The organism is Nonlabens sp., from assembly GCF_965660805.1.
In the GTDB taxonomy this organism is placed as follows: domain Bacteria; phylum Bacteroidota; class Bacteroidia; order Flavobacteriales; family Flavobacteriaceae; genus Nonlabens.
On the sequence record NZ_CBFIBE010000013.1, the window covers coordinates 7,549 to 28,182 of the forward strand.

At 36.9% G+C, this 20,634-nt stretch carries 20 protein-coding genes; 10 read left to right on the forward strand and 10 right to left on the reverse strand.

The annotated features are described in order from the left end of the window. The first annotated feature begins 144 nt into the window (after positions 1-144). On the forward strand, positions 145-879 hold the full coding sequence (locus ACTF48_RS05010; RefSeq protein ID WP_438962047.1) for a LytR/AlgR family response regulator transcription factor: 735 nt from the start codon (positions 145-147) through the stop codon (positions 877-879). Between the two features lie 14 nt (positions 880-893). Here ACTF48_RS05010 and murI read toward each other — a convergent pair whose 3' ends face one another. The 8 genes from murI to ACTF48_RS05050 form a co-directional block, all read right to left on the reverse strand. After that, a complete protein-coding gene (murI, locus tag ACTF48_RS05015; protein WP_438962048.1) occupies positions 894-1,682 on the reverse strand; it encodes a glutamate racemase in 789 nt (262 codons plus the stop codon). A gap of 85 nt (positions 1,683-1,767) precedes the next feature. Beyond that, the gene (locus ACTF48_RS05020; protein ID WP_438962049.1) at positions 1,768-2,298 is read right to left on the reverse strand and encodes an OmpH family outer membrane protein; all 531 of its coding nucleotides are present in this window, start codon (positions 2,296-2,298) and stop codon (positions 1,768-1,770) included. 83 nt (positions 2,299-2,381) lie between these two features. Beyond that, positions 2,382-3,230 carry an OmpH family outer membrane protein gene (locus ACTF48_RS05025; protein WP_438962050.1) on the reverse strand — a complete coding sequence of 283 codons (849 nt, stop codon included), beginning with the start codon at positions 3,228-3,230 and terminating at the stop codon, positions 2,382-2,384. A 35-nt stretch (positions 3,231-3,265) separates the two neighbouring features. Beyond that, positions 3,266-5,845, reverse strand: coding sequence for an outer membrane protein assembly factor BamA (gene bamA, locus ACTF48_RS05030; protein ID WP_438962051.1), 2,580 nt, complete (start codon positions 5,843-5,845; stop codon positions 3,266-3,268). Between the two features lie 4 nt (positions 5,846-5,849). Beyond that, entirely contained in the window at positions 5,850-6,584 is a 735-nt protein-coding gene (locus ACTF48_RS05035) for an isoprenyl transferase (protein WP_438962052.1), read from the reverse strand. 2 nt (positions 6,585-6,586) lie between these two features. Beyond that, a complete protein-coding gene (locus ACTF48_RS05040) occupies positions 6,587-7,267 on the reverse strand; it encodes a DUF6089 family protein (protein WP_438962053.1) in 681 nt (226 codons plus the stop codon). Positions 7,268-7,369: 102 nt separating this feature from the next. Continuing rightward, the gene (locus ACTF48_RS05045; protein ID WP_438962054.1) at positions 7,370-8,245 is read right to left on the reverse strand and encodes an NAD kinase; all 876 of its coding nucleotides are present in this window, start codon (positions 8,243-8,245) and stop codon (positions 7,370-7,372) included. Next, on the reverse strand, positions 8,245-8,901 hold the full coding sequence (locus ACTF48_RS05050) for a CBS domain-containing protein (protein WP_438962055.1): 657 nt from the start codon (positions 8,899-8,901) through the stop codon (positions 8,245-8,247). Before ACTF48_RS05050 ends, ACTF48_RS05045 begins: the two co-directional genes overlap by 1 nt. A gap of 84 nt (positions 8,902-8,985) precedes the next feature. Here ACTF48_RS05050 and ACTF48_RS05055 point away from each other — a divergent pair, with 84 nt between their 5' ends. The 8 genes from ACTF48_RS05055 to clpX all read left to right on the forward strand — a co-directional run bounded on the left by ACTF48_RS05055 (position 8,986) and on the right by clpX (position 17,538). Continuing rightward, positions 8,986-9,702, forward strand: coding sequence for a pyridoxine 5'-phosphate synthase (locus ACTF48_RS05055; RefSeq protein WP_438962056.1), 717 nt, complete (start codon positions 8,986-8,988; stop codon positions 9,700-9,702). Next, positions 9,703-10,467, forward strand: a complete 765-nt coding sequence (locus ACTF48_RS05060; RefSeq protein WP_438962057.1) for an alpha/beta fold hydrolase — start codon at positions 9,703-9,705, stop codon at positions 10,465-10,467. A gap of 101 nt (positions 10,468-10,568) precedes the next feature. After that, the gene (locus ACTF48_RS05065; RefSeq protein ID WP_438962058.1) at positions 10,569-11,819 is read left to right on the forward strand and encodes an OmpP1/FadL family transporter; all 1,251 of its coding nucleotides are present in this window, start codon (positions 10,569-10,571) and stop codon (positions 11,817-11,819) included. A gap of 11 nt (positions 11,820-11,830) precedes the next feature. Then, a complete protein-coding gene (locus ACTF48_RS05070) occupies positions 11,831-13,348 on the forward strand; it encodes an SGNH/GDSL hydrolase family protein (protein WP_438962059.1) in 1,518 nt (505 codons plus the stop codon). 95 nt (positions 13,349-13,443) lie between these two features. Then, entirely contained in the window at positions 13,444-13,791 is a 348-nt protein-coding gene (locus ACTF48_RS05075; protein WP_438962060.1) for a phage holin family protein, read from the forward strand. 226 nt (positions 13,792-14,017) lie between these two features. Then, the gene (gene tig, locus ACTF48_RS05080) at positions 14,018-15,346 is read left to right on the forward strand and encodes a trigger factor (RefSeq protein WP_438962061.1); all 1,329 of its coding nucleotides are present in this window, start codon (positions 14,018-14,020) and stop codon (positions 15,344-15,346) included. A 205-nt stretch (positions 15,347-15,551) separates the two neighbouring features. Next, positions 15,552-16,226, forward strand: coding sequence for a ClpP family protease (locus ACTF48_RS05085; protein WP_438962062.1), 675 nt, complete (start codon positions 15,552-15,554; stop codon positions 16,224-16,226). A gap of 70 nt (positions 16,227-16,296) precedes the next feature. Beyond that, entirely contained in the window at positions 16,297-17,538 is a 1,242-nt protein-coding gene (gene clpX, locus ACTF48_RS05090) for an ATP-dependent Clp protease ATP-binding subunit ClpX (protein WP_438962063.1), read from the forward strand. Positions 17,539-17,603: 65 nt separating this feature from the next. Here the strand turns inward: clpX and ACTF48_RS05095 are convergent, their stop codons facing one another. Next, complete coding sequence (locus ACTF48_RS05095; protein WP_438962064.1) at positions 17,604-19,130, reverse strand: GH3 auxin-responsive promoter family protein; 1,527 nt, start codon at positions 19,128-19,130, stop codon at positions 17,604-17,606. Between the two features lie 63 nt (positions 19,131-19,193). On the opposite strand from ACTF48_RS05095, the gene ACTF48_RS05100 reads away from it, so the two are divergent. Then, positions 19,194-19,988, forward strand: coding sequence for a DUF2797 domain-containing protein (locus ACTF48_RS05100; protein WP_438962065.1), 795 nt, complete (start codon positions 19,194-19,196; stop codon positions 19,986-19,988). A gap of 24 nt (positions 19,989-20,012) precedes the next feature. On the opposite strand, the gene ACTF48_RS05105 is transcribed toward ACTF48_RS05100, so the two are convergent. Beyond that, positions 20,013-20,606 carry a hypothetical protein gene (locus ACTF48_RS05105; protein ID WP_438962066.1) on the reverse strand — a complete coding sequence of 198 codons (594 nt, stop codon included), beginning with the start codon at positions 20,604-20,606 and terminating at the stop codon, positions 20,013-20,015. Between the last annotated feature and the right edge of the window lie 28 nt (positions 20,607-20,634).

A 20,634-nucleotide genomic window follows, 5' to 3' on the forward strand; every position in this document is an offset into this window, starting at 1 on the left:
TAACGAATAACGAATAACGAATAACGAATAACGAATAACGAATAACGAATAACGAATAACGAATAACGAATAACGAAAGATGGAACTGGCAGATAAAAAATCAACTGGTTACCTCAGAAAGTTATACATCAAATAATACCAATTGTGGAATTAAAAGCAATCATCGTAGAAGACGAGCAAATATCTAGAGAAATTTTAAAAAATTACCTAGGTAAATATTGCCCTGACGTCACTGTAGTGGATGAAGCTACTAATGTGGACGAGGCACTACAATTACTACGTAAAATAAGTGTAGATCTATTATTCCTAGATGTAGAAATGCCTTATGGAACTGCCTTTGACTTACTGGATCAGGTAGGTGATCGTGATTTTGAAACCATATTTGTAACGGCTTATGATCAATATGCTAAAGACGCATTGAATCGACAAGCGGCTTATTACCTCACTAAACCTATAGAGATAGATGAACTCATTAAAGCCGTAGATCTCGTAAAAAGCATTAAAGAACGTGAGGAAGAAGTTCACATAGGCCTATCAGTAAAAGAGCAAAACGGTTCTCAATTGCATGATAAAATAACCATTCCTACTCAAGAAGGTTTTGAAGTCATCCCTATAAAGGACATCATTTACTGCAGCGCAGATGATAATTATACTCATGTATTTCTAGCTCATTCTCAAAAATTAGTTTCTAAAACCTTAAAGCACTTTGACGAGATGCTGTCTGAAAAAGGGTTTTGTCGTATTCATAAATCCCATTTAATCAACGCCTCTCACGTAACAGCTTATAAAAAAGGAAAAGGCGGTAGTGTAATGCTAAGCGATGTAGAGTTACCCGTGAGTCCTAGTCGTAAGCTGGAGCTTTTTAAGTTTTTTAGTTAATCGGTTAAGAATTATCAAAAATCTAGAAAATGAACTTCTCGGTTTTGAATTTTGCTGGTGAGTACATCAAGTACCGTGGTGTTCCTGTTAGAATACAGCTCGTGTGTTCCTAAAATCTCTTGTTGATTCAATAGATGGAACTCTTTTAAAATGTGAAGTGTTTGTCTCGCGACAGCAGCACCGCTATCTATAATTTTCACACGACTAGGTAAGAGCTCTTGCAGCATGTTTTTTATATAAGGATAATGGCTACAGCCCAAGACTAAATAATCTATTCCTGATATCATAAACGGCTCTGTAATTCCTACGAGTAGATTACGCATTTCTTCAGAGTCTTTCTTTCCAGCCTCGATGAGTTCCACGATTCCTGTACCTACGATCTCGATGGTATTTACGTCTTTAGTAAAGGCTTTTTGAGTTCTATTAAACAACTCACTGGACAGTGTTCCCTGAGTAGCGAGAATCCCTATTTTACCGGTTTTACTATTTAATGCGGCAGGTTTAATAGCTGGTTCAATCCCTATAAACGGCACCTCATAATGTTCTCTAAGGTAAGCAATACTGTTAGTCGTTGCCGTATTACATGGGATTGCTATAAGTTTACAACCTCGATTTATAAGATACTCTGTATTCTTAATACATAGCTTAGTGATCTCTTCTTGTGGTTTGCGCCCATAAGGCGCATGAGCACTATCTGCTAGATAGATCGTATTCTCGTGAGGTAAAAGTTGAACTACCTCTTTCCATACTGACGTTCCTCCTACTCCACTATCAAAAAACCCTATAGGATTACTATTACTCATGCGATAAAGATAAGACGATTACTAATTATAAGACACAAAAAAACCGCTTAGAAAACTAAGCGGTTTTAAATGTAGTTAATAGAGATTACTCTGTAATTCCTAATTCTTTTTTAACATCTGGTGTGATATCATAACCATCAGCCATGATAACTCCTGTACCTGTGGTAGAGTCAAGCACATAATCAAATCCTTTTGCACGAGCTACTTTTTGAATAGCATCACGTACTTTTTTATATAATGGCTTTAAAAGATCTGTTCTTTTCTGACCCATTGCTCCTTGAGAACTTTGGTAGTACTCTTCTAATTTTTTCTGTCCTGCCATAAGCTCTGCATAGGCGCGCTGGTTTTCTTCTTCACTGCGTGTATCAGAAAGGCTTTTCATTTGCTCAGCTTTATTTTGTAATTCCTTATCCATTTCAGCAAGAGTTGCTTCATAGGTCTTTGCAAGATCTCTTAATTGCTTATCAGCTGCTTTAGCCTGTGGTAACTGCTCTACTAATTCTTGAGAAGCTACGTGACATACTTTACTAGGTGTAGCTTGAGCTTGAACTGTATTAATTCCTGCCATAAGGAACATTACTACTGCTGCTGTTATAAGTGTTTTTACTTGTTTCATTTTCTTTTTATTAATTGTTGTTTTGCTTTAATGTATACTAATGCGGCTGCAAATATAATAGTATCAACCGATTATTTAGTTTCTTATGACTTTTTTTGATTTGCCTTCCTTTTTTCTTCCCTTACCTTTAAAATACTATCTCTGCGTCTCTTTCTGGCGTCTAGGATACTATCTCTACGTTTTTTAAAAGCTGCCGCTCGTGCCGCTTTTATAGAGTCTCTCACTCTTAATTTTTCTAATCTTGCTTTTTCTCGATCATTGAGTAATTGTTCTCTTGCCTCTTCTTTTTCTTCTACCTTCTCAGCCTCTTGAACTGATAGGTAACGATCTTCTTTTTCTTGTTCCTTTATTTCCTCTTTAGTAGGCTTTTTTCCTTTTCCTTTATTTCTAGAATCAATTTTTGCGGTTCTACCTATAGCTTTTAACACTTGATCGCTTAGGTCGTGTCGCTCAGCATTATATAGCATAGCAGCTTCAGAACTGTCTAGTATGTAATCATACTTTTTCATTCCTCCTATTTTGCGCACTTCATTAAAAACCTGATCTTGGACAGGTTGTATTAATTGGATTTTTTGTAATTCAAAATCTCCTCCTACTCCAAATCGTTTTTGTTGATACTCTAGTAATTCTTCTTCCTTAATTTTTATATCTTCCTCTTTCTCTTCAATAAGCTCATTAGTAAGCAGTACTCGTTCATTTTGTAGCGCATCTTTCATTTGTTGCACTTCCAGGTTCATGGCATCAATCTCTTGTTTCCATTTACCCATTTTTTGCTCGAGTTGTTGATTTGCTTTTTGATACTCAGGCACATTTTCAAGGATGTACTCCATATCTATAAATGCTACTCTTATTCCTCGGGTTCCTCCTTGCGCTTTCGCGAAAGCGAAACTCATCAAGGTCATTATACTGATAATAAAAATCTTATTTTTCATAAGCTCAAAGTGTTTATAGAAAATATCGTGCCATTCTAGAATTGCTGTCCAATAATAAAGTGAACATTCCATCCACTAGGATCGTTACTTATTTGCGTAGGAACTTTATCAAATCCATAAGCAAAATCAATTCCTAACAACCCAAAGGCTGGCATAAATATACGCAATCCTGCTCCTGCAGATCGCTGTACCTCAAACGGGTTGTAATCTCTAAATTTTTGATACGAGCCACCAGCCTCTGCAAATGAGAGTACATAAATAGATGCTGCCTGCTCCAATGAGATAGGGTATCTTAACTCCATAGAGAACTTATTATATACCGTATCTCCATCAGGATTAGTAGTAAGTGCTGAGTTATCATAACCACGCATTCTAATGATATCACGCCCATCTAAAGAGAAAGCTCCAAGTCCATCACCACCTACAAAGAATCTTTCAAAAGGCACGAGACCTCTATCCTGACTGTAAGCTCCTAAGAACCCAAATTCTGTATTAGTTTCTAGTACTAGTTTATCATATAAACGTGTGTACCACTTTCCTTGAAACTTTACTTTATAGTATTCTAAAAACTTAAAACGCTCCTGATCTATTTTTGCTGGATCTGCAACACCATTCGTTTGAAACTCTGCTTGATCTTCTAAGGTTGCATAATCTACTCCATTAAATAATGAGAATGGAGGAGTTAGCTTTGCTGTAATAGAGAATGAAGAACCGTAAGTAGGATAAATAGGGTTTACACCTACGTTATTTCTACTCAGTCCTATAGTATATGCTAGGTTATTAGAAAAACCATTAGGGAAGTTGAATAACTGACTTTGGAAATTCTTTAAGTTATAGTGCTGGAAAGATAGCGCTTGAGAGAACTGGAAGTAGTTATCTGGCCATTCTAATCTTTTTGCAATTCCTATGGTTCCTCCTGTAATTAAGAATCGCTGACTGCGGTCCACTTCTCTAAAATTTTGCTGGTTCACACGGAACTGCTCACTGTGAGAAAAAGACACATTAAATGATACTGGTTTTTTACCACCTAGCCATGGTTCTGTGAAGTTTAAGCTGTAGGTTCTAAAAATAGCACTGGCTTGTGCACGTATGGCGAGTGTCTGTCCATCTCCCATAGGAACAGGCTCATAAGCTTTACCATTAAATAAATTACGTAATGAGAAGTTGTTAAAACGCAATCCTAGTGTTCCTACAAATCCACCACCACCATAACCACCTTGTAGTTCAATCTGGCTGGCGCCTGCTTCTTCTAACTCATATTCTACATCTACGGTTCCGTCTTGCTGGCTTACATTCTTTAATTGTGGATTTATAGTCTCTGGATTAAAGAATCCTAACTGACCTAATTCACGAATGGAGTTAATGATTTTTTGTCTAGAGTAACGTTCTCCTGGAGTGGTCTGTAAATTTCTATAAATAACGTGGTCGTTTGTTCTCGTGTTTCCAGTAACCGTAATATTATTAAAATAAGCCTCTGGACCTTCCACGATACGTACTTCAAAGTCAATGGTGTCATTATAAACTCGAGTTTCTACAGCGTTAACAGAAGAAAATAAATATCCTGTATTTTGATACTGGTTAGAAATATCATCAGAATCTGGGTCTTGAGGTTTACTAATTCTATCATAAAAAGCTACACCATTATAAACGTCTCCTTTATCTATTTTAAGAATACGCTTTAATTGATCATCTGTGTAAACCGTATTACCCACAAAATCTATGTTACCGAAATAGTACTTCCTTCCTTCTTCTACATTAATATCTAGTGCTATTCTTTTATCGCTAAGTTTTATTAAAGTATCGCCTAGAATACGGGCGTCTCTAAAACCTTTTTCTTTATAAGCATTAAGTACTGAATTCAAGTCTTCTTGATAGCTTTCTTCTATATACTTAGAGCGTTTTAAAAGCCTGATCGGGTTGCGTTGCTTTGTATTTTTCATGGCTTTGCGCAACTTTTTATCATCGATGAGATCATTACCCGTAAAAGTAATTTCTTCTACTTTTACTTTTTCACCTCTATCGATGTCTATTTTCATATCCACGCGATTGGTGCTTTGATCAGCAGTATCTACTACTTCCCTTACTCGCACTAACGCATCTGCATATAGAAAACCTTTTTCTTTATACTTGTTTTCAATAAAGTTACGAGTATTTGTAACAAGGTTTTCAGTAGCTTTACGACCTGAAGTAAGTTTTAATTCGGTTCTAAGATCTTTTGCTTTTCCATCTCTAATACCTGTAATTTCAACATTATTAAGGTTAGGAACCTCAACAATATTTAATTCTAGATTAATAAGGTCTATTGCTCCACCTTCTGGATCAGGAACGACACTGGTTTTATAAAATCTTATATCGCTAAAGAGTTTAAGATCCCATAATTTTTTAACAACATCGCTTAATCGCTGGCCGGGAACGTAAATCTCATCTCCTTTACGTAAACCTGTAAAGGCTATTACTGTATTTTCATTATAGGTCTGGCTGCCAGTAACAGCAATCTCCCCTATTTTATATTTAGTGGCTTTACCTATAGGTGTGTCATCCTTTTGTGCCGTAGCGATAGTACTTAATAAAAATACTACTGCTATTAGTAGCGAGTGTGCTAGCTTTCTTGTCATTATTCTATAATTGTTCACTCGTTTTACCGAATCTACGTTCTCGATCTTGATAATTTTTTAATGCTTCTATGAGATGTTCTTTTCTGAAATCAGGCCAAAGTACATCTGTAAAGTAAAGTTCTGCATAGGCAATTTGCCACAGTAAAAAGTTACTGATACGCTGTTCTCCACTTGTTCTTATTAATAAATCTACATCTGGCATATAGTTAGTATATAGTAAGCCATTTATAGTGTCTTGATTAATATGTTCTACTTCTATATCACCGTTTTTAACTTGAGTAGCTACATTTTTAATCACAGTAATTAACTCTTCACGTGAGCCGTAACTCAGTGCTAGAGTTAGTATCATGTGTTTATTACTCTGAGTTGCTGTAATAACTTCCTGAAGTTCTTTTTGAGCAGTTTTAGGTAATAATTCTAAACTACCTACTGCCCTTAAGGAAATATTATTTTTTTGTAAGGTAGACAGCTCTTTTTTAAGGCTTGAAACTAGGAGTTTCATTAAAGTGTCTACTTCTAGTTTAGGCCTTTTCCAGTTCTCTGTACTAAATGCGTAAAGGGTTAGGTTCTTAATTCCTAGCTCTGCACAGGTTTCTACCGTTTCACGTACTGCTTTTGCTCCTTTTTCATGTCCACGCACACGCATAAGGCCTTGTTTTTTTGCCCAGCGACCATTACCATCCATAATCACAGCAACATGCTGTGGTATATTCTGGTTATGTAAAACGTTATAATCCATTTCTAAAAATTACAATAACACGGTTTTCTACCGAATGCGTAAGTTAAGGTTACACCTGAGAAAACATACCAATCATTATTGTTAATGTTTCCAAAACTTAAGTCCTGAAAGTCTTCGTGATTACTTCCATCGAGGTTATCTGTAAAGGTGTAACGCACGCCTACTTCAGCTCCTAGTACTAGATGAGAGGAAATATTTGTTTTTACACCTAAAATAAAAGGGATAGCGAGACCTCGATCTGTTCCTGTTTCTACCAGAGCATTTGTTCCAGCGTCTAGTCTCAGTGCCTCATACTGAAACCCTACTATTCCAGTGTACATGTAAGGAACGAGATGAGGTTGCCCAGTATAGAGTTCCCAATCCCAAAAGTTATATTCAATTCCTATACTGGCCTCGATTAATTTATAATTATAATTATAACCTCTTAAATCTCTTGATCTATCATCACTATCATTATCATCTCCTACCATATTTGCAAAAGTTAAAGATGCTCTAAAATCGTGTCTAGTACTTCTATTCCATTTAATAATACCTCCTACAGCAAGGTCAGAAGGATCAACAAATTGCGTACTTCCTACATCACCGATTATATTTCCTCCACCAGCAAACACTCCTACTTCATAGGTTTGTGCTTTCGCGAAAGCGAAACAAAAAGAGATACTTAAAAATATTACTAACCTCATGAAATTTTTAAAACGTGCAAATATAACAATTCTAGTTACCTAGCATGAGTAAACATGCACGATTGTGAGTAATGTAAAACTAGCTTTTTTTAAAATTATTGTTTAATTGCGTTTATCTTCTCCCCAAAGAAGTTTATGACGTATGGTTTTTATAAAACTAGCGTGGTCTAATTCTATAAGATCGATCGTAAAATCTGCCTTTTTAAGAGTAAGCACAGTCTCATCTGGATAAGAAGCAATACGGTTATCTAAAGAAGCAAGAAATTCATTTTCACGACCCATTACTTTTAGAGTAATTTCAGTATGATCTGGAATCACAAGTGGTCTAGCGTTTAAGTTGTGAGGCGCGATAGGTGTAATAACCAGCGCATTTGTATCAGGAGAAATAACAGGTCCACCGCAACTTAAACTGTACCCTGTAGAACCGGTAGGCGTTGAGATTATTAACCCATCTGCCCAGTAAGAGGTAAGCAACTCACCATTGAGGTGCGTCTCTATTTGAATCATACTTGTAGTATTCATGCGGCTTACTGCCACTTCATTAAGCGCAAAATTATTAGGCTCAAGATGATTTACTGGATGATTAGAGCTGGCGGTTATTAAACTGCGCTTACTCCATCTATATTTTCCTGCAAATAGTAATTTAAAAGCCAGCGCTAGTTCTTCTGGTTGCAATGTGGCCAGAAAACCTAATCTACCCGTATTTATTCCCATTACAGGAATGTTCAATCTCCCGATGTAAGATACCGCCCGTAAAATAGTTCCATCACCACCTATGCTAATCATTAAATCATAGGAAGCATCTAGCTCTTCAAAAATAATGACCTGAGATAAGTCTGCTTGATTATTAATAAGTCCCGCATACTCCTTTTCTACAAAAACTTCACAATCCTGTTGTTTTAATAGAACAAGAACTTCTTTAACAATAGCGACACTATCATCTTGCAAGTACTGACCATAAATAGCTATTTTTTTCATTATATGTTCAGGTATTTATTGAGGTAGTCTGATCTTTCTTTAAGATTATCTAGGTATGAATCTTCCTCTGCAGCACTTACTACTTCATAACCATATCTTCTAAAAGTCTGTAGAATTTGATTCACATTTTCAGGACTCACTTTAATAGTAATCTGAGTCAGGTGATCTTTATAATTACTTATAAAACAACCATACAGGCTTGAATCATTAGACTCCACTATTTGAGTGATTTCACTAAAACTATAATCTGTTGTTCCTTTTTCTAACACTATTACTGCTCCAGACTCATATAAAAAAGGTGAATCGTTAAACAGTTGTAAAATATCTTTAAGCTCATAATAACCTAGATATTTATTTTCTAAGTCTAAAACCGGCATGACGTTACAGTCGTGTTGTGCAAAAGCCTCTAAAACATCCAGCCAGTGAGTATCTATTTTCACAAAAAAGGTATCTAAGGCATATTTCACATCCATCACAGAACAACCTGTTTCAAAACAATGCGTATCTGTCTCTGATAGGCAACCTATATACGTATCTCCTTCCATTACTGGTAAATGAGAATAGGTGAGTTGCGAGAATATATTTTGGGACACCTTAACAGCATCTGTAACCTGTAAGGGTTTCACATCATTAATAATATATTCTTGAATATTCATAAATGTTCTTTTTTGCAAATTAATCATTTCTGTGATTACTCGTTGCGATGTTTCCTTTGTATTTTTGAATCTTAATAAATTATTATGACTGCACTTAGTGTTAACGTTAATAAAATAGCAACATTGCGCAATGCTCGCGGTGGGAATGTTCCAGATTTAATTCAGTGTTCTTTAGACATAGAACGTTTTGGAGCTCAAGGCATAACCATTCATCCTCGACCAGATGAAAGACACATCAGGTACCAAGATGCTCGTGACCTTAAAAAAGTAATACATACAGAGCTCAATATAGAAGGCAACCCTAATGAGAAGTTTATTGCCCTCGTAGATGAAGTGCAACCTGCACAAGTGACTCTAGTTCCCGATGCAGTAGACGCCATTACATCAAATGCAGGCTGGAACACCATTAAACATCAAGATTATTTAACTCAAATAGTAAAACACTTCAAAGATCAAGGGATAAGGACCAGCATATTTGTAGATCCTAGTGCTGAAATGGTAGAAGGCGCCGCAAAAACTGGCGTAGATCGTATTGAGCTATATACAGAAGCTTATGCACATGGATATACTCTAGATAAAGAAAACGCTATAGCACCCTATATTATAGCCGCAAAAAAAGCCTTAGAGTTAGGTTTAGGTATAAATGCTGGCCATGATTTATCCTTAGAAAATATGAGGTATTTTAAGGACCAGGTTCCTGGTTTACTAGAGATTTCCATAGGACACGCGCTCATTTCAGAAAGCCTGTATATGGGATTAGAAAACGTAGTAAACATGTATAAAGCAAGACTTACTGACTAAATGTTACATTCAATTATTATAGGAGAAGGAAAACCACTGGTTATTCTACACGGCTTTTTAGGAATGGCTGATAACTGGAAAACACTAGGTAAACAATGGAGTGAAAACAGATATGAAGTTCACTTAATAGACCAGCGCAATCATGGCCGTAGTTTACATAGTGATGAATTCAATTATGAAATCCTAGCTCAGGACATTAAAGAGTATTGTGATGAGCACCAATTAAAATCTATTTATTTACTAGGGCACTCCATGGGAGGAAAAGTAGCTATGAAAACAGCTGTAGATTTTCCTAATCTGATTGAAAAATTAATCATTGCAGATATTGCTCCTAAAGAATATGCACCCCATCACAGCGATATTATAAACGGTCTAAAATCTTTAGATTTTAACACCATTAAAAGTCGTAAAGAGGCAGATAAGCAACTTGCCCTACGTATTCCAGATTTTGGCACACGTCAGTTTTTATTAAAGAGCTTGTACCGAGTAGATAAAAACCGTTATGGATGGCGTTTTAATCTCGATGTTTTAGGAAATAGTCAGAATACCATAGGCTTTCAAGATGCTATTACCGAGCAAATTCAGATCCCTACCTTATTTGTGCGCGGTGGTAATTCAGGGTACATTACAAATAACGATATAGTAATTATTGAACACGCTTTCGCGAAAGCTGACTTAAAAACAATCCCTAATGCTGGTCACTGGCTACACGCAGAACAGCCTGAATTATTCTATGAAACGGTTACAAAATTTCTAGAAGAATAGATGCTATGCAAGCATAATAGTCACGAAAACGCTTGCGTAAGAACTTTAAAATACTAAATTTGAAAAATTATAACCCGAATATTTTTAACAACAAACTGATTATGAACAAATTAAAAGCTTTAGCCGTGCTTCTTTTGATTTCTACCATGGCCTATGCCGGTGGATATCGTGTAAGTACACAGAGTAATAGACAGTTAGCCATGGGACACACAGGTGTTGCTGTAGTTAATAATGCTGATATTCTATTCTTTAACCCAGCTGGTATTGTGCACTTAGAAAATAAACTAAATTTTAGTGCCGGTGGATTCGGTGTGTTTTCTGATGTATCTTATCAAAACGCAGAATTCGGTACAACTGCCGAAACAGACAGTCCTGTAGGAACACCATTTTATGCTTATGGATCTTATAAGATTAATGAAAAACTAGCCGTGGGATTAGGTATTTATACACCATTTGGTAGTACCGTTTCTTGGGAACCTAACTGGGCTGGTTCTCACTTAGTAAATGAAATAGAATTAAGTGCCATATTTATTCAACCTACTGTTGCTTACCAGCTTTTTGATAGTGTAAGTATAGGTGCTGGACCCATCATCGCTATAGGTGGTGTTTCATTTAATAGAAACGCTGGTCGTTCACTTACAAATGAAAATGGAGAACGTTCTAACGTAGCTATAGAAGACACAGGTGTCTTAGGGTATGGATGGACTGCTGGATTAATGTTTACTCCTAATGATCGTTTTACACTAGGTTTCAACTATCGTTCCTTAATAAATATAGACAGTACAGACGGTACTGCATCATTTACTAACTTCCCTGTATCAAGTTTAACTCCTGCAAATGGAGAAACTGGTTTTGAAGCAACGCTTCCTTTACCGGCAGAACTTACGGTAGGTGTAAGTTATAAATGGGATAAGTTATTACTAGCCTTTGATTACAACCGCGCCATGTGGAGTGAATATGAAAGTCTAGATCTAGTATTTGATAACGGTACTACCTCTATCAACCCGAGAAACTATAAAGACGCTTCTACCTGGAGATTAGGTGCTCAATATGAAGCAAATGATAAATTAACCATTCGTGCCGGATGGTACTTTGATGAATCACCAGTACAATCTGGATATTTTGCTCCAGAAACACCGCGTAACGATTCTCAAGGTTACACATTTGGTCTTTCTTATCAAGTAAACTCTAAACTTGCGATAGACGCCTCTTTCCTTTACTTAAGATTCAAAGAAGTAAACGAGTCTTATGACTTCTTTACAGATCCAGGAGCAAGCACGGCATCTAGTTTTGGTGGAACTTATAAATCACAAGCGCTTATTCCTGGTATAGGAGTAACTTATAGCATGTAAAAAATATTATCATGAAAAAATTGAATTTAAAATATATAGGACTTTTTATTGCAGCAGCTGCAATAGTAAGTTGTGAAACAGAATTTGAAAACCCTATCGATGAGGTAGATGTCTACACCTCTGGTGAAGCAGATTTTTCAAACTACGTAGCCATAGGAAACTCATTAACATCAGGATATGCTGATGGTGCTCTCTACCTAGACGCTCAAACAAAATCTTTCCCAGCAATTATGGCTGGACAGATGGAACTTGCCGGTGGTGGTGAATTTATCCAACCATTAGTGAACGATAACGCTGGTGGTCTATTAGCTGCTGGTGTACCTATTCCTGGTTTTGGTAACAGGTTTGTATTAGCTTCAGACGGAATGGGTAGCCCAGCTGGACCTGCTGTATATACTGGAGCAACACCTACTACAGATATAACTAATACAGTAACAGGAAAGTTAAATAACTACGGTGTTCCTGGTGCAAAGAGCTTTCATTTAGGAGCTCCTGGTTATGGTAACATAGCTGGTCTTCTATTAGGTCAAGCAAACCCTTACTACGTGCGCTTTGCATCCAGCGGAACATCCACAGTTATAGGTGATGCAGTAGCGGCAAACCCGAGTTTCTTTACTTTGTGGATAGGAAATAATGATATTCTATCTTTTGCAACTTCTGGTGGTTCAGGAGTAGATCAACTTGGAAATTTAGACCCAACAACTTACGGAAGTAATGACATCACAGATCCTAATGTTTTTGCTGGTGCGGTAAATGGTTATGTTACAGCTTTAACCTCAAACGGTGCAAAAGGAGCTTTAATTAATATTCCTAATGTGACCTCTATTCCTTTTTTCACAACGGTTCCTTCAAACGCCATACCGCTGGATGCAGCTACAGCTGGCCAAGTTATGTCTAACCCGGCAATACAGCAATACAACGGTGGATTGCAAGCCGCTGCTGGCGCAGGCGCAATTACTGCTGACGAAGCTGCTCTAAGAACTATAAACTTTACTGCTGGTCAGAATTTTATGCTTATGGTAGATGAAGACTTAACAGATCTTTCAGGCTTTGGTCTTCCTAATTTAAGACAAACTAATGATACTGATTTAATAACATTTACCAGCGCCTCTGTCATAGGTACACAGGCAGACCCTAATGATCCATTATCCGTAATAGGTGTAGCGGTGCCGCTTGGAGATGAAAATGTTTTAACATCAACTGAACAAACAGCTATAAGCGATGCGCAAAACGCCTACAATACAACGCTAGAAAACATAGCAGCTGCAAATGATCTAGTTTATGTAGATGCTAAAGCAGCACTAGCTGAAGTTGCTGCTGGCGGCGTATCTTTTAACGGTGGAGTTTTAAGCTCTACCTATGCGAGTGGTGGTGCTTTCTCTTTAGATGCAGTTCACCCAACGCCACGTGGCTATGCCTTTACAGCAAACGTAATCATAGATGCTATAAACGAAAAGTACGGTTCTACCATTCCTAAAGTAGAAATAGGTAATTACAGATCAGTACAGACTAGTGACTTAGTAAACTAGATCTTTTCACATATTTAATTAAGAATCCGTCTCGGTTACATCGAGGCGGATTTTTTATTAAAATTTCACCTTGTTACCTCATAAAAAAACATTCTATGAAATTTATCCTTAAACTATTAATAACAGCTGTTCTTGTAGTAATACTATCAAAAATACTACCTAACGTTACGGTTGATAATTATGTAAGCGCTGTTCTAGTGGCGTTATCACTTTCCCTACTTAACTTTATTGTAAGACCTATTCTAGTTATACTTACACTTCCAGTAACTGTTTTAACACTAGGAATATTTTTACTGGTTATTAATGCCATCATTATTTTACTGGCAGACTGGCTTGTTGATGGGTTTGAAGTAAACGGGTTTTTATGGGCGTTTATATTTGCCCTACTTCTAGCTATAGGAAGATCTATTTTATTTAAAATTTTAGAAAAGGATAACAATTAAGATTTGTACTCGAACTGAAACTCGAAAATGAAATTAAAGTATCAGTGAAAACAACCTTCATCTTATATCCATGAACGCAGCGTTATCTTGTTTTTTTTAATAGAATACCCATAAATAATGGTTAAAACGATAGGCACTGAGCACTTACCTATCATAAACTATTTGTTTACACGTAAATAAAGAGTAATTTTGCAACCCAATTTTAACAGCACTTAAAAGTCTTTAAATGAATATCAAGCGCACTGACATAGACGCACTTAATGCGACGCTTACTCTTAACATTGAGAAAGCAGATTATCAAGAAAAAGTAGATAAGTTACTTGCAGACTACCGCAAGACGGCAACCATTCCTGGTTTTAGAAAAGGACATGTACCGGCAAGCCTTATCCGTAAAAAATACCGTACTCCTCTATTAGTAGATGAGATCAATAAAATGATCCAGCAACAACTAAATGAGTACATTACTAAAGAAGAATTAGAACTTCTAGGAAATCCTTTACCTAAAGCACAGGACGACATAGACTGGGAAGGCGATGATTTTACCTTTGAATTTGAACTAGGTATCGCACCAGAGTTTGAAGTAGAAGTAAAAGGTAAAAAAGCCATTACTCATTATGAGATTAAAACTGATGACGATACTCTCAACCGTCAGATCGATCGCATACGTGAGCAATACGGGAAACTTATCGCAAAAGACAGTATTGCAGATGGTGACCAGATCACTGGAGTATTCCGTAATGATGATGAGGAGATCAATAGTGATGCTACTTTTAAAACCGATAAATTAAAAGGGAAAACTAACCTTAAGAAATTTATAGGCAGTAAAGTAGGCGACACTCTAGATTTAAAAACCAAAGGCCTTTTTGAAGACGATCACGATTTGATGAACTTCTTAAAAGTAGAGCACGATAAAGCTCACGGACTAGATATTAAAGTAACTTTTGAAATCACTGAAGTGAACGAGCGTGAGCTTGCAGAGATGAATCAAGAGTTCTTTGATAAACTATTCGGTCCTGGAGTTATTTCTAGTAAAGAAGAATTAATGGATCGTTTAAGAGAAGACGCTGGACGCCAGTTCTCTCAACAAACTGACCAAAAGCTACTTACTGACGTCACTGAAGGATTAATCGAGAACACTAAATTTGACCTTCCAGCAGACTTCTTGAAAAGGTGGATTGCAAACTCTGGAGAGAACCCTATGAGTGAAGAAGATGCCGCTGCAGAGTATGAGCGCTCTGAAAAAGGATTGCGCTATCAATTAATAGAAGCAAAAATCTTAAAAAACAATCCAGATCTTCAATTGAAATTTGAAGAACTACAAGACTACTCTCGCACACAAATAAAAGCGCAAATGGCTCAATATGGTCATATGGACGCTACAGATGAAGAGGTAGATGGAGTTGTAGCCCGTATCATGCAAAACCAAGATGAGGTAAAAAGAATGAGCGAGCAGTTACAAAATGAAAAAATGTTACAATTCTTTAAGGATAATTCTAAGCTCAAGAAAAAAGAGCTTACCTATGAAGAATTTATTAAAGAAGCCTATGAGTCATAAGCATTTCCTAAATCCTTTCCAGTGGAAAGGATTTGTTTAAAGCTTATTATGTATCAATAATTCAAAAGCTATTCTTAAAATTTATTAAAGATAAATTTTAAACTTTCTTCCCTTTGGGAAGGACTGAGGATGGTCTATCTTTAGGGCGTTAACTTTTATCATATGGTTAACGCCTTTTCTATCTTATATAAAGTAATATTACCACATGGATATATCTAAAGAATTTGAAAAATTTGCCGTAAAGGATCAAGGTGTGAACCCGATGTATTACGATAAAATAATGGGTAGCATATACCCTACTAACCTTACTCCTAATATCATCGAGGAACGCCAGATGAACATTGCCATCTTTGATGTATTCTCACGTCTTATGATGGACCGCATTATTTTTATGGGTACTGGTGTTAATGATCAGGTGGCAAACATTATACAAGCACAATTACTTTTCTTAGAAAGTACTGATGCAAATAAAGACATACAAATCTATATTAACTCACCAGGTGGTAGCGTTTATGCAGGTCTAGGTATTTATGACACCATGCAGTTCATAAAACCAGACGTGGCGACCATTTGTACCGGTATGGCGGCTAGTATGGGAGCTGTATTATTATGTGCAGGAGCAGACGGGAAACGCAGCGCTCTACCGCACAGTCGTGTAATGATCCACCAGGTTTCTAGTGGCGCACAAGGTCAGGCCAGCGATATAGCAATCACCGCGCGCGAGGTCGTGAAGTTAAGAGAAGAACTTTATACGATCATCGCTAAGCATTCAAATCAGACCTATGAAAAGGTCTATGAAGACTCTGATCGTGATTACTGGATGAAAGCTGCAGAGGCTAAGGAATACGGTATGATTGATGAAGTATTAACTCGTGACTAGTAAAGGAGTTGTTTGTGTTATGCTTTCGCGAAAGCGTATACATGAATCCCGTTACTACAAACCATAAATTATGAGTAAAGAACAACTAGAATGCAGTTTTTGTGGCCGCAATAAAGCCGATACCAATTTGCTTATTGCAGGACTGGACGCACATATATGTGACCGTTGCATAGAACAAGCACATGGAATAGTACTGGAAGACGTTAAGAAAGAAGATGAAACTGGAGTCACTACTGCCGAGTTAAAGCTGCGCAAACCACAAGCGATTAAGGCATTTCTAGATGAATACATTATAGGACAGGAATTCACTAAAAAAGTGATGTCTGTTGCTGTTTATAATCACTATAAGAGATTATTACAAGTAGATAACGATGATGATGTTGAGATTCAAAAATCTAACATTCTCATGGTAGGACAAACGGGAACTGGTAAAACACTTATTGCCAAAACCGTAGCCCGCATGCTTAATGTACCACTCGCCATAGTAGATGCTACCGTACTTACAGAGGCTGGTTATGTAGGTGAAGATGTAGAAAGTATTTTAACACGTCTCCTACAGGCTGCCGATTATAACTTAGAAAAAGCACAAACCGGAATCGTATTCATAGATGAGATCGATAAAATTGCTCGCAAGAGTGATAATCCATCCATTACTAGAGATGTATCTGGTGAAGGTGTGCAACAAGGATTACTTAAATTACTAGAAGGAACTGTGGTAAACGTACCGCCTAAAGGTGGTCGCAAGCATCCAGATCAAAAATTCATTGAGGTAAATACAGAAAATATCTTGTTCATCGCTGGTGGAGCCTTTGATGGGATAGAAAAAGTGATCCGTAAGCGATTGAATATGCAAGCGGTAGGTTTTAGCGCTAGCATGTCTAATGATGATGTGAAGGATCAAGATAATATCTTAAAATATATTATTCCTAAAGATGTAAAAGACTTTGGGATGATTCCAGAAATCATAGGGCGTTTACCTGTTTTAACGCACATGAACCCGCTAGATGCTGGAACTTTGCGCTCCATACTTACAGAGCCTAAGAATGCGATCATCAAGCAGTACACAAAGCTTTTTGGCATGGATGATATCACGTTTACCATTACTGATGGTGCGCTGGATTACATCGTTGAAAAAGCAATCGAATATAAATTAGGTGCTCGAGGATTGCGCTCTCTATGTGAAGCAATTTTTACAGATGCTATGTTTGACTTACCTAGCAGTGACGATAAGGAGTTTAAAGTCACAAAAACCTATGCAGAATCTAAACTGGATAAAAGCGGTATTAAAAAGCAGTTAAAGGCTGTGGTATAGCGATTAAAAAAAATAATTACCATAAAACCTCATCTACCGGTGAGGTTTTTTTATTCCAAAAGGAATTATACCTCAATCTGCGATTGCAATCGCAGCAACTCTTCCATATAATCTCTAGAATTGCTTAATCTAGGGATCTTATGCTGTCCTCCTAGTTTGTCCTTTTCTTTGAGCCAGTTGTAAAAAAGATTAGGGCTAGCATCATGTATTTTAAGTTCAGTAAGCGTAATGTTGTTAGCTCGTTTTGCCTCATAATCTGAGTTCACTTGTTGCAACTCTTGATCTAGTACGTGAGCAAAACGCTGTAAATCGGCTGGTTTATTTTCAAACTCAATCATCCATTCATGAGCACCTTTTTCTGTACCATTCATAAAAATGGGAGCTACTGTATAATCTTTAATACTACAGGGAACTTCTTGCATCGCTTTTTTAAGAGCCGCCTCAGCGTTTTCTATGATCAGTTCTTCACCAAAAACATTTATGTGGTGTTTAGTCCTTCCTGTTACTTTAATATGGTAAGGCGCTTTACTGGTAAAACGCACCGTATCTCCTATTTTATAACGCCATAAACCACCATTTGTAGTGATCACGATGGCATAGTTCTCTCCTACTTCTACCTGTTCCAGTGGAATAATGTTCTCTTCTGGTGTACCATAAGTTTTCATGGGAATGAACTCATAGAAAATCCCATAGTCCAGCATTAAGAGTAATTCCTTATTATCATTACTGTCCTGAATTGCAAAGAACCCTTCACTAGCATTATAAGTCTCGTAATATTTAATTTTATCATCAGGCAGTAATTTTTTATAAGGTTCCACATAAGGATCAAAGCTTACACCACCATGAAAAAAGACCTCCATATCTGGCCATATTTCTAGGATATGTTCTTTACCAGTAGTTTCTAGCACATTATTAAGTAACACCATCATCCACGATGGCACACCAGCGAGACTTGTTACTTTTTCATGAATCGTTTCTTTAACTATAGCCGGCATCTTAGTTTCCCAGTCAGGCATAAGAGCAATTTCATTACCTGGTGTAGAACTATAGTCTGCCCAGAAAGGCATGTTATCTATTAAGATAGAACTTAAATCACCAGCGCTCGTTCCTGCAATTTTATCTAACTTTTTACTACCACCTAGTCGCAGTCCTTTACCAGTAAATAACTTTGAATCTGGATTGTTATTTAAATACATGCATAACAAATCTTTAGACGCCGCATAATGACAGTCTTCTAGAGATTCTTTACTTACTGGAATAAATTTACTACGACTACTAGTTGTACCACTGCTCATGGCAAACCATTTAACCGTTGTAGGCCATAAGATATTATTCTCGCCATTTTTACAGCGTTCTATATCTTCCTGCACCTGGTCATAATTAATTACAGGCACTCGATTTGCAAAATCTGCATAAGATTTTATGTCTGCAAACCCATATTTTTTACCTACTTCTGTATGACGTGCAAACCATATCATATCCATTAATAAATTATTCTGTAATTCCTGTGGGTGCTTCATAAAAAGCTCCATATCATGGATACGTTTCTTAAGAAACCAGGATACTACAGAATTGATTAATGGTATAGCCATAAAGCTGGAAAAACTTGGGTATTTTTACTGGACTAAAATACTACTAAAAAATATAAAGCGACTATGCTAGTGACTGGAACCTTACGTAAAATGCAGACTGAACTTCAAGCAACCGTTCAATATTACTGGGTTTTAAACGATAATTTTATTCACATGAACCAGTTACTGGATAAAAAGATTCATATCAAACATGTGGCAAACGAGTGCATGAACTGCGGCATGGATAAAAAAATATGGCGTCAGGGATTTTGCTATGATTGTTTTACCAGTGCGCCACAAGCAGGTGACTGGATTATGAAACCAGAGTTAAGCCGCGCTCACTTAGATCAAGAGGATCGTGATCTAGAATATGAAAAAAGCGTTCAATTAAAACCACACATCGTTTACCTGGCAAATTCTAGTAATGTTAAAGTAGGTGTAACGCGCAAGACTCAAGTCCCTACCCGATGGATCGATCAAGGCGCTCATGAGGCAATCGCCATACTAGAAACTCCTAATCGTTACCTCGCAGGAATTGCAGAGGTGGCTTTAAAAGACCACGTAGCAGACAAGACGAACTGGAGAAAAATGCTTACTAATAATATCGAGGATGTTGATTTATTACGCTTTCGCGAAAGCGTAATTCCACACATTCCTATGGAAGCAAAAGAATTTATCCTAGAGCCAAAAGCAGAGCAGCACATTAATTTCCCTGTATTACAATATCCTACCAAAGTAAAAACCGTCAACCTATCTAAAACACCAGAACATAGCGGAGTCGTGAAAGGTATTAAAGGTCAGTATTTAATTTTTGAAGATGGTCACGTCATGAACGTGCGCAGCCACGAAGGTTATGTGGTGGATCTAAAGGTGATGTGAAATTAAAACAGCATTAAAAAACGCTTAAGGACTTACTGTGAACGAAAAATTTGCAGCGTTTGTACCTGTTCTTAAAACACTATATAAATTAAGTGATATGTTATAATTATTCATATGATAGCTCATTAAATAATCAGGATGAGAAGAATAACTTTCTAAACGGTAATTCCCAGCCTCTTTCAAAATAATACCGAAGCGGTGCTTAAATGCACCAGACTCCTCTATGGTTTGTAAGATAAATGACTGATAATCAAATGTAGTCTCACCAGTAGTGGAGACTATATGTTCTGGTGCAACGTTAATCCTCACATCTTCCCCAAACTGGGATTCCCTATTTAAGAACATTTGAAATTGAAAAGGGTTATTATTATAAAGGCCATCTACCTGGTTTATGTTATTAAACTCAGGATGATCCATGAACTCAAATGGGATACTGGTCTCAACAAAAAGAGTGTCATTTACCTGATATCCAGCAGCATTATTCTCTACCACAGTAGCGTTAACTACCGTTCCTTCAACAACTAGGTAATTCATATCTTCATCTCCACAACCGCACATAGAGACGCAAAGCAGCATTAAACTATATAATCCACGAGTTACTAATAGCTGTAAATTCATAAATATCATTTAATCACAAGATGTCACC